The 13784-nt window shown below is 66.0% G+C and carries 11 protein-coding genes; all 11 read left to right on the top strand.

Translation table 11 applies throughout. From position 1 onward, the window contains the following. Positions 1-79 precede the first annotated feature (79 nt). The 11 genes from KIH45_RS05280 (at position 80) to ftsA (ending at position 13739) form a co-directional block, all read left to right on the top strand. Complete coding sequence (locus KIH45_RS05280; RefSeq protein WP_225899727.1) at positions 80-1726, top strand: peptidoglycan D,D-transpeptidase FtsI family protein; 1647 nt, start codon at positions 80-82, stop codon at positions 1724-1726. Beyond that, positions 1726-3201 (top strand): UDP-N-acetylmuramoyl-L-alanyl-D-glutamate--2,6-diaminopimelate ligase, encoded by a 1476-nt coding sequence (locus KIH45_RS05275; RefSeq protein WP_213174960.1) that lies wholly within the window; start codon positions 1726-1728, stop codon positions 3199-3201. Before KIH45_RS05280 ends, KIH45_RS05275 begins: the two co-directional genes overlap by 1 nt. Then, positions 3198-4151, top strand: a complete 954-nt coding sequence (locus KIH45_RS05270; RefSeq protein ID WP_213174959.1) for a UDP-N-acetylmuramoyl-tripeptide--D-alanyl-D-alanine ligase — start codon at positions 3198-3200, stop codon at positions 4149-4151. The genes KIH45_RS05275 and KIH45_RS05270 overlap by 4 nt, the downstream gene beginning before the upstream one ends. Positions 4152-4297: 146 nt before the next feature. Then, on the top strand, positions 4298-5359 hold the full coding sequence (gene mraY, locus KIH45_RS05265) for a phospho-N-acetylmuramoyl-pentapeptide-transferase (RefSeq protein ID WP_213174958.1): 1062 nt from the start codon (positions 4298-4300) through the stop codon (positions 5357-5359). Next, positions 5356-6720, top strand: a complete 1365-nt coding sequence (gene murD, locus KIH45_RS05260; RefSeq protein WP_337925406.1) for a UDP-N-acetylmuramoyl-L-alanine--D-glutamate ligase — start codon at positions 5356-5358, stop codon at positions 6718-6720. Before mraY ends, murD begins: the two co-directional genes overlap by 4 nt. Further along, entirely contained in the window at positions 6717-7943 is a 1227-nt protein-coding gene (locus KIH45_RS05255) for an FtsW/RodA/SpoVE family cell cycle protein (RefSeq protein WP_337925405.1), read from the top strand. The genes murD and KIH45_RS05255 overlap by 4 nt, the downstream gene beginning before the upstream one ends. 19 nt (positions 7944-7962) lie before the next feature. Next, a complete protein-coding gene (gene murG, locus KIH45_RS05250; RefSeq protein ID WP_213174957.1) occupies positions 7963-9135 on the top strand; it encodes an undecaprenyldiphospho-muramoylpentapeptide beta-N-acetylglucosaminyltransferase in 1173 nt (390 codons plus the stop codon). Further along, a complete protein-coding gene (gene murC, locus KIH45_RS05245) occupies positions 9132-10553 on the top strand; it encodes a UDP-N-acetylmuramate--L-alanine ligase (protein ID WP_213174956.1) in 1422 nt (473 codons plus the stop codon). The genes murG and murC overlap by 4 nt, the downstream gene beginning before the upstream one ends. 26 nt (positions 10554-10579) lie before the next feature. After that, positions 10580-11521, top strand: a complete 942-nt coding sequence (murB, locus tag KIH45_RS05240; RefSeq protein WP_420481925.1) for a UDP-N-acetylmuramate dehydrogenase — start codon at positions 10580-10582, stop codon at positions 11519-11521. Beyond that, the gene (locus KIH45_RS05235) at positions 11518-12465 is read left to right on the top strand and encodes a cell division protein FtsQ/DivIB (RefSeq protein ID WP_213174955.1); all 948 of its coding nucleotides are present in this window, start codon (positions 11518-11520) and stop codon (positions 12463-12465) included. The genes murB and KIH45_RS05235 overlap by 4 nt, the downstream gene beginning before the upstream one ends. 5 nt (positions 12466-12470) lie before the next feature. After that, positions 12471-13739, top strand: coding sequence for a cell division protein FtsA (ftsA, locus tag KIH45_RS05230; protein ID WP_213174954.1), 1269 nt, complete (start codon positions 12471-12473; stop codon positions 13737-13739). Positions 13740-13784: the final 45 nt, after the last annotated feature.

Here is a 13784-nt window from a genome sequence, read left to right as displayed (position 1 = left end):
CCGCGCACGGCAGGCAACTCCGCAGGCATCCCAGGCATCGCCGGGGCGCCGTGCGGATCTTCGCGCTTCTACCCTGACGATGGCGCGCAAGCGCGTCGCGCTGATCGCCTTCGTCTTTGCGCTGGCGACAGCGGTCCTGGTCCTGCGCGTCACGATGATGGGTTTCTTCGGTGGTTCGGGCGGGCTTACCCCTGCCGGTGACGCGCTGCTGCCCGATCGCGGCATGATCGTGGACCGCAACGGCGTGCCGCTGGCGCGCGACTTCAAGTCCTATGCCCTGTGGTTCAATCCCAAGGCGATGGAAGGCGGCGACCCGCTGACCCGTTCGCCGCGCGAAGTGGCAAAGAAGCTGGTTGCGATCTTCCCTGACATGGACGAGGCGGACCTCGAAAAGCGCCTCGCGTCGGGCAAGGGCCAGTACCTGCGCCGCCGCATCCTTCCCGAAGAAGCCAACCGCGTCTTCGAGATCGGCGAACCCGCGCTGTCGCCTCCTGCCGAGCCCAGCCGCTATTACCCCGAAGGCAACCTTGCCGCCCACGTCCTCGGCTATGTCGGAGCAGACGGGAAGGGCCGCGTCGGGATGGAGGATGTCTTCAACACCTCCCTCACTGATCCCTCGACCCGTGGCACCGAACAGGTGCTGGCCATCGATTCGCGCGTTCAGGCCGCGCTCGAGGATGAACTGCTGCGCGGCATGGGTCTGGCCCAGGCCAAGGGCGCGGGCGGCATCGTGCTCGACGTCGATACCGGCGAAGTGATCGCGCTCGCCTCGCTGCCCAGCTTCAACCCCAATCATATCGATGAGAAGGGCATGGAGCTGATGTTCAACCGGGTGACCAACCAGGTCTTCGAACTCGGTTCGACGTTCAAGCCGCTGACCGTGGCGGCGGCGCTGGACGCGGGGACGATCACGAACGTCGGTCGCACTTATCCGGCAGGTAAGCCGCTGCGGGTCGGCCGTTTCTCCATCAGCGACAGCCACATCGTCGGGCAGAACATCAATGTGCCCGAAATCCTGATGCATTCGTCGAACATCGGCACTGCGCAGATCGCGGACGAAATCGGCAGCAAGCGGATGAAGGCCAAGATGGAGCTGCTCGGGTTCAACGAGCGTCCCTACATCGAATTGCCTGCGCGCGGCTTTCCCATCTGGCACAGCGGCGAATGGCCGCGCCTGACGACGATGACCGTGGGCTTTGGCCACGGCCTTTCGGTCACCCCGCTGCACCTTGCCAGCGCCTATGCCGCGATGGTCAATGGCGGCGTGTGGCGTCCGGCAACGCTGAAGAAGCTGGCTCCGAACGAAGTCCCCGAAGGTCGCCGCGTCTTCAAGGAAGCGACCAGCGCCCGCATGCGCCAGATGTTGCGCCTGATCGTTACCGACGGCACGGGCCGCAAGGCAGACGCGCCGGGATTCCGCCTTGGCGGCAAGACCGGTTCGGCCGAAAAGCCCGGCAAGAACGGCTATCAGCGCACCAAGCTCATTACGAACTTCGCAGCGGCCTTCCCGATGGATAACCCCCGTTATGTCATCGTGACCATGTTTGACGAACCGCAGGGCACTGCGGCCACCAGCTACCAGCGCACGGCAGCGTGGAACGCGGCAGCCGCTGTCGGCCGTATCGTCCCGCGCATCGGCCCGATGCTGGGCGTCTATCCCGATGAAAGCCGCGAAATCGACCTGACCGACCTGCGCCCGCTGATCGACAAGGGGGGCAATCACTGATGAAGCTCTCCACGCTCGCCCAACGCGCCGGCCTGACCGTATCGGGCGATGCCGACGTCACCGGCTTTGCCATCGACAACCGCAAGGTCGCGCCCGGCACGGTGTTCGGTGCGTTTCAGGGCAGCACCGTCAACGGCGAGGATTTCATTCCGGCGGCGATCAAGGATGGCGCGATCGCGGTCGTCGCACGCCCAGAGGCGAGCGTCGAAGGCGCGATCCACATCGCCGATGCCGATCCGCGCCGCGCCTTTGCCAAGCTGGCGGCGCAGTTCTTTACCCCGACGCCGCGCACCGTCGTTGCCGTCACCGGCACTAACGGCAAGACCAGCACGGTCGAGATGACCCGCCAGATCTGGCGCATGTGCGGCAATTCGGCGGCCTCCATCGGCACGCTGGGCGTCACCACGCCCGATGCGAGCGTTTCGACCGGCCTTACCACGCCCGACATCGTGACGTTCCTGTCGAATATGACCGGTCTGGCCCGCGAAGGCGTCACCCACGTCGCCTATGAAGCGTCCAGCCACGGTCTTTCCCAGTATCGCAACGAAGGGCTGCAGGTCGCAGCCGGCGCCTTCACCAACCTTTCCCGCGACCATCTGGATTATCACGCCGACATGGAGGCCTATTTCGCCGCCAAGATGCGCCTCTTCGACGAGGTCGTCTCGGATGGCGGATCGGCCGTGATCTGGATGGACGATCCGCGCTCCGGCGCGGCTTGCGAACACGCGACACGGCGGGGTCTTCGCGTGTTCGAAGTGGGCGAGCAGGCGGATGCCGCGGACTACGGGATCCGCCTGCTCGAACGTACGCCGACCGAACTTGGGCAGGTTCTCAAGCTTTCCTGCATGGGCGAGGAATACAAGGTCTCGCTGCCGCTGATCGGCGCCTATCAGGCCGCGAATGCGCTTGTCGCCGCGGGCCTCGTGCTGGCGACCGCCGGCGATGCGGGGCCGGGCGCTAGCCAAGTCTTCGACGTTCTCTCGCGGCTGCAGCCGGTGCGCGGGCGCCTGGAACGCGCCGCGATCAATCGCGCGGGTGCGCCGGTCTATGTCGATTATGCCCACACGCCCGATGCGCTGGAGGCCGCGATCTTCGCGCTGCGCCCGCATACCAAGGGCAGGCTCATCACCGTATTCGGCGCGGGCGGCGACCGCGACACGGGCAAGCGCGCGCCGATGGGCGAAATCGCTTCAGCCCATTCCGACGTCGCCATCGTGACCGACGACAATCCGCGGGGCGAAGACCCGGCGGACATTCGCGCAGCCATCGTCGCCGGGGCAGGCGACGCGGACAACATCAGGGAAATTGCGGGCCGGCGTGACGCTATCGCCGCCGCAGTAAAGCAGGCGGGGCGGGGCGACATCGTCCTCCTTGCCGGCAAGGGGCATGAACAGGGGCAGATCATCGGACGCGGGGAAGAAGCCCGGGTCCATCCTTTCGACGACGTAACCGTAGCCAGGGAATGTGCAGCATGAGCGCTCAGCCAGTACCTACCGCCACCCGCCGCGCCATCATCGAGGAAAGCGACGGCACCGCCTATCGCACCTTGTGGCGTGCCCACACGGTCGCCCTGTCCACAGGCGGCGAAGCGCATGGCGACTTCGCGGCCCATTCCATCGCGATGAGTCCGGCCAAGGTGATGCCCGGCGCGCTTTACTTCGCGCGCGGCGAAGTCGACGCGGTTGCCGCCCTTGCGCGCGGCGCGGTCGGTGTCGTCACCACCCGCCCGGTTCGAGGGCCCCATGTCCTTGTCGAAGACATCGACGAGGCGCTGGCCCGCCTTGCCCGTGCCGCCCGCTCGCGGGCCCGCGCCACGATCGTCGCGCATGCCGGCATGGACGGTACGCCGGTCGGCCGCTCGATCTTCACCGCGCTCAACATGGCGAGCCGTGGTCTGGCGCTGAAAGCGAACATGGAAGACGGCCTCGACGCCGCGCTTTCCGGCCTTGCCGCCGATCGCAGCCACGCGGTCTTCAACATCGACGAATGCGTCTCGATCGAACGTCTCCGCCCGCACATCTTCGTCGGCGGACGCGAACTTTCGCGGGCCGAGGGTATGCGCGCAGGCGCCGCTCTCCAGTCCGGCGGTGCCGCCGTGCTTCCTGCCGACCATCCTGATTTCGCCTGCTGGCGCGCCGCCGCGCTGGACGCGGGCGCACAGGTCTTCGGTTATGGCCGCAAGGCCAGCGCCGACATCTGCCTGCTCGACGCCGTGGGCGGTTTCGAGGGCGGATGGCTGGTGACGGCAGAGATCATGGGCCAGCGCATGTGCTTCTCGCTCGGCGAGCACTTCGGCGATGCCTGCGCCTCGCTTGCCGTGTTCGGCGCGATGCGCGCAGCCGGTGCCTCGATGGGATGTGCTGCGCTCGTGCTACAATCCGCCGGTTCGACGGACCGTGCATTGCCTGAGGCGGTTGCGGTGTGAAGCCGCCGTTTCCCCGGCCCCACTGGGGAAATGAGCAGCGGCCCGCTTCACAAGGCGGGCCGCTTCGCGCATTGCAGGACTACGCGTTTTCCGGTCCGGGCTTCGCGCCCGCCCGCCATTGTCCAGAGCACCGCTGAGGAGCGCCGATGCTTTACCTGCTTGCCCAGTTTTTCGAATTCGAGGGACTGGCCAACCTTGTCCGCTATCAAAGCTTTCGCGCAGGCGCCTGCCTGCTGACGGCGCTGACCATCGGCATGATCATCGGCCCACGCTTCATCGGCTACCTGCGGGTCAGCCAGGGCAAGGGCCAGCCGATCCGCGCCGATGGTCCGCAGACGCACCTTGCCAAGCGCGGCACGCCCACGATGGGCGGCCTGCTGATCATGAGCTCGCTGCTGATCTCGATGCTGCTGTGGATGGACCTTACCAGCTTCATGGTCTGGGCCTGCATCGCGGTGACGGTCGGATTCGGCCTGATCGGATTCCTGGATGACTACGACAAGGTGACGAAGCGTTCGCACAAGGGCCTGTCGGGCAAAGTGCGCCTGTTCTTCGAATTCCTGATCGCGGGGCTGGCCGCGTGGCTCGTCGTCGATGACACCACGCTCTACCTGCCGTTCATGACGTTCGGCATCCCGATGGGGCCAGTCTATTACGTCTTTGCCGCTTTCGTGATCGTGGGGGCGGGCAATGCCGTGAACCTGACCGACGGTCTGGACGGGCTGGCGATCATGCCGGTCATCATCGCATCGGGCACGTTTGCGATCATCGCCTATCTGGTCGGGCGCACCGACTTTGCCGAGTACCTGGGCATCCCTTACGTCGAGGGTGCGGGCGAACTGGCGATCCTGTGTGCCGCGATCATCGGTGCGGGTCTTGCCTTCCTGTGGTTCAATGCGCCGCCTGCCGCCGTCTTCATGGGCGACACCGGTTCGCTTGCGCTTGGCGGTGCGCTGGGCGTGATCGCCGTTGCAGCGCACCACGAAGTCGTGCTGGCGATCGTCGGCGGGCTTTTCGTGCTGGAGGCCGTGTCGGTCATCGTGCAGGTCTTCTGGTTCAAGCGGACGGGCAAGCGCATCTTCCGCATGGCGCCGATCCACCACCACTACGAACAGAAGGGCTGGGCCGAGAGCACTGTCGTGATCCGTTTCTGGATCGTCGCCATCGTGCTCGCGGTGATCGGCCTTGCGACATTGAAACTTCGGTGAGCGGGCAGCCGGCCTCGATCCTGCCGCGCGCGGTCTTCGAAGGATCGCGCTACGCGGTGCTCGGGCTGGCACGTAGCGGCCTTGCCACCGTGCGCGCGCTGTGCAGCGCCGGGGCCAGCGTCGTGGCGTGGGACCGTAACGAAAGCGCGCGGGAAGAGGCGGAGAAGATATTCGCCGATACGGACGGGGCCTGCACCGTTTCCGAACTGACGCCCGAACTCGTAAAAGGCTGCAAGGGCATCGTCGTGTCACCCGGCGTGCCGATCAACCGCCATCCCATCGCCGATATCGCCCGCACCGCCAACGTGCCGCTGATCGGCGACATCGAACTGTTTGCCACGGCCCGCAAGGCTCTGCCCGCGCATGGCGTGGTGGCGATCACCGGCACCAACGGCAAGTCGACGACGACCGCGCTGATCCACCACCTGCTGGAAAGCGCAGGGCGTGTGGCGCGGCTTGGCGGGAATATCGGCATTCCCATCCTTGGTACCGAGCCTCTGCCCGATGGCGGGGTCTACGTGCTCGAACTGTCGAGCTACCAGATCGACCTGACGCGCAGCCTTGAAGCTGACATCGCGATATTGCTCAATATCTCGCCCGATCACCTCGACCGCTATGATGAGGGGTTTCCCGGCTATGCCGCATCGAAAGCGCGTTTGTTTGAGCTTCAGCACGGGCATGGCCTTGCCATCGTCGACCGTCACTCGCTGAAACAGATCCGCCCCGTCGCCCGCGCGCTGGATGGCCGTGCGCCCGTAGTGATCGAGGATGTGGCAATCCCCGGTAATCAGGCCGACTGGCCCGCGCTGCAGGGCCCGCACAACATGGGCAATGCCGGCGCCGCCGTTGCCGCGGCGCGGCGCATGGGCCTGACCGACAACCAGATCGAGGCGGGGCTGAAGAGCTTCCCCGGCCTGCCGCACCGGATGGAGCGCGTCGATACTGTCGGCGGTGCGCTGTTCGTCAACGACTCCAAGGCGACCAATCCGGCTTCTGCCGCCCCGGCGCTTGCCGCGTTCCCGCCCGTTGGCGGCAAGCCGCGCGTCCACTGGATCGTCGGCGGCTTGCCCAAGGGCGACAGCCTTGGCGAGATCGAGCCGCATCTCGGCAATGTCGCGGCCGCCTATACCATTGGCGAGGCTGGCCCGATGTTTGCGGAATTGCTCGACGGGCGCGTGCCGAAAGTGGTGCGTTCCGAACTGATGGCAGAGGCCGTGCGTGCCGCTGCCGCCGCTGCGGGCGAGGGCGATGTCGTCCTGCTCAGCCCCGCGTGTGCGAGTTTCGACCAGTTCCGCGACTACGAAAAGCGCGGGGAGGCCTTTGTCAGCATGGTCCGGTCATTGGGGGGAGATGCATCGTGAGCCTTGCTCCGCAATTCGAAGGCGGCAATTTCCAGCGCGGCGCGGGCGGTGTCCATATCGCCCGCCGCTCGACCACGCGTCGCAACGGCCGCTGGCACGAACTGACCGTCTGGTGGCGCGAGATCGACAAGGTCCTCCTTGCCATCGTCGGCCTCTTGATGACGGCAGGCGTGATCGGCGTTGCCGCGGGCAGCGCAGCCAGCGCGCATCGCCTGTCTACGGCCGAAACGCGGCTGTCGGACCTGCACTTCTTCTGGATGCACCTGACGTGGCTCGTCATGGGCATCGCCACGATGTTCGCGGCCAGCCTATTGCCCCGCGATTCCGCGCGCAGGCTCTCGATCCTGCTGGCTGCCGGAATGTTCGTGCTGTTGATTGCGGTACCTTTCGTGGGGTCGGAAATAAACGGCGCACGGCGCTGGATCAGGCTGGGTGCCTCGTTCCAGCCGTCCGAATTCTACAAGCCTGCCTTCACGATCATGATGGCGTGGATCCTGTCGTGGCGCGTGCGCGATCCGCAGCTTCCCGTCATGGCCCTGTCGGGTGCGATCCTTGCCGTGTCGGTCGGCCTGCTGATGCTTCAGCCCGACTTCGGCACCGCCATGTTGTTGTGCGGGGTGTGGTTCGTGCTGATCGTCACGGTCGGCCTGCCGCTGCAACGCGTAGGCTGGGCGATCGGGGGCATCGTCGCGCTGATCGTCGCGGCCTACTTCTTCTATGACAACGCGCGCCGCCGTATCGACGACTTCCTCGGCGGGACCGAGGCGTATAGCCAGGTCGATCTTGCCAACAAAACGCTGACCAATGGTGGCTGGTTCGGTCGCGGCCTCTGGATGGGTGAACGCAAGAACGCCCTGCCCGAGGCGCATACCGACTATATCCTCTCGGTCATCGGCGAGGAATTCGGCCTGATCGCAGTTGGCGGGATCGCCTTGCTGTTCTGCGCATTGGTGGTTCGCGTCCTGTGGCGGCTTTCGGGGGAGGACGACCTGTTTACCCTGCTGGCCGGTACGGGTCTTGCGGCGCTGCTTGGCGGGCAGGCCTTCATCAACATGGCGGTGAACCTGCAACTGTTCCCGTCCAAGGGCATGACCCTGCCGCTGATTTCGTACGGCGGTTCCTCGATGATCGCGCTGTGCCTTACCGTCGGGCTGCTACTGGCGGTTACGCGGCGCAACCCGTATCTGACGCGCGATGGGCTCCCCAAGGGGCCGAGACGATAGAAGGACTTTAGCTGAGGCGATGAGCGTCACGCGCCATTACGTACTAGCCGCCGGGGGCACCGGCGGGCACATGATCCCCGCATTCGCGCTGGCGAGCGAGCTGCTCGCGCGCGGGCACCAGGTCGCGCTTGTCACTGACAGCCGGGGCGAGGCGATACCCGGCGTGCCCGATGGCCTGTCGGTCCACGTCCTGCCTGCGGGCAGGATGCAGGGCGGATTGCTGGCCCGCTTCAAGGCGCTGCTCGCGATCTGGAAGGGGCGGAGCATGGCGCTGCGCCTTCTGAAAGAGATCGAGCCGAGCGCCGTCGTCGGGTTCGGCGGATACCCCGCGCTTCCCACGCTGCTCGCCGCGCGCGCCGCCAAAGTGCCGTCGGTGATCCATGAACAGAACGCGGTGCTGGGCCGCGTGAACCGCTTCCTCGCCCGCAGCGTCGCGGCGATCGCGACCGCTTACGAAACGATTGAGCGTATGCCCTCGGGCACGGCGGACAAGATCCATCTCGTCGGCAATCCGGTCCGCGCCGAAGTGCTGAAACTGCGCGATCGGCCCTATCCGGCGTTCAGCGCAAACGGCCTGCTGCGCGTGCTCGTCACCGGCGGCAGCCAGGGCGCGACGGTACTGTCCAAGGTCGTCCCCGACGGTCTGGCGCAATTGCCCAAGAGCATTCGGCATCGGTTGCAAGTCACGCAGCAGTGCCGCGCCGCCGACATCGATACGGTGCGCGAAGCCTACAAGCGCCACGAAATCCCTGCAGAGCTTGGCACTTATTTCGAGGACATGGCCGAACGCCTTGCCGACGCGCACCTGTTCATCGGGCGCGCGGGCGCATCGACGATTGCTGAACTGACCGCCGTGGGCCGCCCCGCGATCCTGATCCCGCTGCCGAGCGCCATGGACGATCACCAGTCGGCCAACGCGCGGGATATGGCAGAGGCGGGCGGCGCGCGTTCGATCCGGCAGGACAAGTTCACGCCCGAGGAACTGTCCCGCCAGATCGAGGCGATGGCTGCCGACCCCGAAACGCTGGGCAATGCCGCGCACATGGCCTGGAACTGCGGCCGCCCCGATGCGGCCAAGGACCTGGCTGACCTTGTCGAAAGTTTCGGCGGCGCGCCGCTGATGGACGTGATCCGCGTCGGCAAGTCGGCAGCGCCCGAAACTTCCACCCAGACCGCAGGAGTTGGCGCATGAAGGGCGTTTCGACCGACATCGGCACGATCCACTTCGCCGGCATCGGCGGTATCGGCATGTCCGGCATTGCCGAAGTGATGCACAACCTCGGCTATTCGGTGCAGGGGTCGGACATCAACGAAAGCTACGTCGTCGAAGGGCTTCGCAAGAAGGGCATCCCGGTGATGATCGGGCAGAAGGGCGAGAACCTCGAAGGGGTTGCCGTCCTCGTCACCTCGACCGCGGTGAAGCGCGACAATCCCGAAGTGGTCTATGCGCTCGAAAACCGTATCCCCGTCGTGCGCCGCGCCGAGATGCTGGCCGAACTCATGCGCCTCAAACGCACGGTCGCGGTCGCCGGTACGCATGGCAAGACGACGACGACCTCGATGATCGCGGCGCTGCTCGATGCGGGCGGGGTCGATCCGACGGTCATCAACGGCGGTATCATCAATTCCTACGGCTCGAACGCGCGCGTGGGTGAGAGCGACTGGATGGTTGTCGAGGCGGACGAGAGCGACGGGTCCTTCCTGCGTCTCGACGGGCAGATCGCGGTCGTCACCAATATCGATCCCGAACACCTCGACCATTACGGCAGCTTCGACGCGGTGAAGGACGCCTTCGTCGAATTCATCGAGAACGTGCCCTTCTACGGCGCGGCGGTGCTGTGCATCGACCATCCCGAAGTGCAGGCGATCCTGCCCAAGATCCGCGACCGCCGCGTGGTGACTTACGGCTTTTCCGCGCAGGCCGACGTGCGGGGCGAAAACGTTCAGCCCTATCCCGGCGGCAACAGGTTCGACGTGTCGATCCGCCACCGCGACGGCCATGTCGACAAGATCGAGGGCGTGGACCTGCCGATGGCGGGCCGCCACAACGTGCAGAACTCGCTGGCCGCGATTGCCGTCGCGCTCGAAATGCAGTGCGCGCACGAGACGATCTCGGACGGCTTCTCGCGCTTTGCCGGTGTGAAGCGCCGCTTCACCAAGGTTGGCGAGATTGCGACCGGCGCGGAACCTGCCATCGTGATCGACGACTATGGTCACCACCCCGTCGAAATCCGCGCCGTGCTTTCCGCCGCTCGCGAAGGTGCGCGCAACCGCGTCATCGCCGTGGCGCAGCCGCACCGTTTCACCCGCCTGCGCGATCACATGAGCGAGTTCCAGCAGGCCTTCAACGATGCCGATATCGTCTATGTCACCCCGGTCTATCCGGCGGGCGAAAAGCCGATCGAGGGTGTCGATGCCGACGCGCTTGTCGCAGGGCTGAAGGATCGCGGGCACCGCACTGTCAGCGTCGTCGAAAACGCTGAGCACCTTGCCGATACGTTGGCGCAAGTGGTCGAACCCAATGATCAGGTCGTGTGCCTTGGCGCGGGCGACATCACCAAGTGGGCGGCGGGCCTTGCCGATGCCGTGAACGGACGGACCGCAGGCTGATGGCAACGATCGTCCGGAACGGCGACATGCTGGAGGTCACGCTGGAAAGCGGGGCTTTCACCATGCCTGCGCCGCGCGGCGACCTGACTGCCGATGCGCCGCTCGCCAAGCTGATCTGGTTCAAGACCGGCGGTCCGGCCGAACTGCTGTTCGAGCCCGAGGACGCCGACGATCTCGCCGCTTTCCTCGGCGCACTGCCTGCCGATGTGCCGGTCATGGGGCTGGGGCTCGGCTCCAACATGATCGTGCGCGACGGCGGCGTTGCGGGCGTTGTCATCCGTCTGGGCAAGCCGTTCTTCGATACCGAAGTGCTGGACGAGACTACCGTGCGTTTCGGCGGCGGTACGCCGGGGGTTCTCGCCAGCTCCACCGCGCGCGATGCGGGTATTGCGGGCATGGAATTCCTGAAGTCGATCCCTGGCACTGTCGGCGGCTTCGTGCGGATGAACGGCGGCGCATACGGGCGCGAGGTGAAGGACATCCTGACCGAGTGTGACGTAGTCTTGCGTGATGGCACGCGGCTGACGATGTCGCTGGCCGACATGGGCTATACCTATCGCCATTCCGACCTGCCCGATGGCGCGATTGTCGTATCGGCCACGATGCAGGGCGAACCCGGCGATCCTGCCGCAATCCAGGCCGAAATGGACCGCATTTCCGAAGCGCGCGAGGCTTCGCAGCCGCTGCGCACCAAGACCGGCGGATCGACCTTCAAGAACCCCGACGGCACGTCGGCGTGGAAGCTGGTGGACGAAGCGGGCTGCCGCGGGCTGATCGTCGGTGACGCGCAAGTCAGCGAGAAGCACACCAATTTCCTCATCAACCGGGGTGAGGCGAGCGCAGCGGACATCGAGATGCTGGGCGAGGAAGTGCGCCGGCGGGTGAAGGACAAGTCGGGCGTGACGCTCGAATGGGAAATCCGCCGCGTCGGCAAGTTCGGCGCGACAAGGGTGGAGCCGGGGGTATGAGCACCACGATCAAGCGCGGAGGCAAGGGGGTCCGCCGCGCGGCATCGGCAAAGGGCAAGAAGCGCGCAGTCGCCGGGGCCAAGGCCAGGACCGGCGGCCTGTTCTCGCGCATGATCGGCGCGCTGGGGCTTTCCGAAAGCGCACTGCAAAAGGCGTTCACGGTTCTGATCGTCATCGTTGCCGGTGCAGCTATCTGGGCCATCGCGGTCATCTCCGGCTTTCCGACGTTCGCGGACGAGAAGATCGGCAAGCTCGCCGCCGACACAGGCTTTGCCGTCCGACGCGTCGAGGTCCACGGCGTCGACCGCATGGACGAGGAAGAAATCTACAGCCGCGCGATCGCAGCACAGGCTCAGCCGATGACTCAGCTCGACGTGGCGAACCTGCGTGAAGAGCTGGTTTCGCTGGCCTGGGTGTCGGATGCGCGCGTTTCGCGCCAGCTTCCCGACACGCTCGTCATCGACATCATCGAACGCACGCCCCACGCGGTGCTGCAGCAGGGCGAGGATTTCGTCCTGATCGACCCGACCGGCCACCGGCTGGAACCGGTCGCACCGGCCAAGGCGGAAAAGATGTTGGTGCTAAAAGGCGAGGGCGCGGCCGAACGGGCCGCCGATCTTGCCATCCTGCTGGAGGCAGCACCGGCCCTGAAGACACAGGTGCGCGGGGCCGAGTGGATCGGCAATCGCCGCTGGAACCTTACGTTCTCGACCGGACAGGTCGTGGCGCTGCCCGAGGGCGAGGAACAGTCGGCAGAGGCGCTGGTCGCCTTTGCGCAGATGGACGGCATGAACCGCCTTCTGGGCGGCAAGGTCGCGGTATTCGACATGCGCGATCCCAGCCGCGTCTACATGCGCGTTCCCGGGCGCGCGCAGGACGAGGCGAAGGCACGCGAAGAAGCAAAGCGTCTCGCCGCCGAAGCGGCGCGGGACAACGGGGGCTAAGGGCAATGGCGAACCTCAGGATCGAAAAGGTTTTCGGCGCGATCAACATCGGGTCCTTCCGCATTTCCGCGATGATCGCGGGTCTGACGGCGGACGGAGAGATGATCGTGCTGGGGTCGGGGCACCGAGCGGCGGACGGCATCCGGCGCGGTTATGTCACCGACATGGACGCGGCGAGTCACGCCATCCGCGACGCGATCGAACGCGCCGAACGCGCCGCCGATACGCAAGTCTCTTCGGTGTGGATCGGCTGCGCCAATGCCGGATTGATGAGCGAGATCCGCGAAGTCGATATCGAGACCGGCGGCCGCCGCATCGATCAGGACGACGTCGAATACCTTCTGGCCGAAGCGCGCGACCGCATCGTTCCGCAAGTGGGCGAACCGCGCGTCGTGCTTCACGCACAGCCCGCGCACTACATCCTCGATGGCGCGCAAGGCGTGTCGAACCCGCGCGGCCTTCATGCGCAGCGCCTGGCTGTTGCCGTCCACGTGATGGAGGCAGAGGCCGGCCCGCTCCGCAACCTGATGGAAGCGGTTCAGAACGCGCATCTGGAGGTCGAAGGCGTCGTCGGCGCGGCCGTGGCGAGCGGCCACGCCTGCCTCAGCGACGAGGAAAAGGAACTGGGCGTCGCGGTCGTTGATTTCGGCGCGGAAGTGACCCACGTTTCGGTCCATGTCGGAGGAATGCTGGTGGGCGTATCCGTGCTGCCCTACGGTTCGAACGACGTAACCGATGCCATCGCGTCCGCCTTTGGCATTCGCCGCATGCAGGCCGAACGCCTGAAGTGCGTCTACGGCTCTGCCATCGCCAGCCCGACTGACCACCGCGAGATGATCCCGCTGGGCGCAGAGGGCAAGCACGGCGGCGAGGAAGTGCAGCGCGCCGAACTGATCAGCGTCATCAACGGCCAGCTTGGCCGCTGGACCGAGGATGTGGCCAAGGCGCTGAAAGGCATGGGTTTCGTCATCGGGCGCGGCGGGAGCGGGCGGCAGATCGTGCTGACCGGCGGCGGCGCGGAACTTGCCGGCCTTGCCGACTATGTCCAGCAGGCCTTTGCCAAGCCGGTGCGCACCGGACGCCCGCCGCAGATGACCGGCCTTCCCGAAGCGCACGCACGCCCCGGGTTTGCCGCGCTGGCAGGTCTGGTGCTCTATGCCGCGGCCGATCCGGTCGATATCCGCACCCACGGTTCGGCATGGCAGACGACGTCGCGCTTTGGCCGGATGAACCTGCCCGCGCGTGTCATGCGGGCGATCCGCGAGTACTTCTGATCCGGAACCGGTGCTGATCCTTCTCGTATCTTAGGGTACGAAGGA

Source organism: Croceicoccus gelatinilyticus, from assembly GCF_018398395.1.
Taxonomy (GTDB): Bacteria; Pseudomonadota; Alphaproteobacteria; order Sphingomonadales; family Sphingomonadaceae; genus Croceicoccus; species Croceicoccus gelatinilyticus.
Note: the sequence above shows the minus strand (reverse complement) of the source record. Positions and strands in the feature narration are given on the sequence as shown.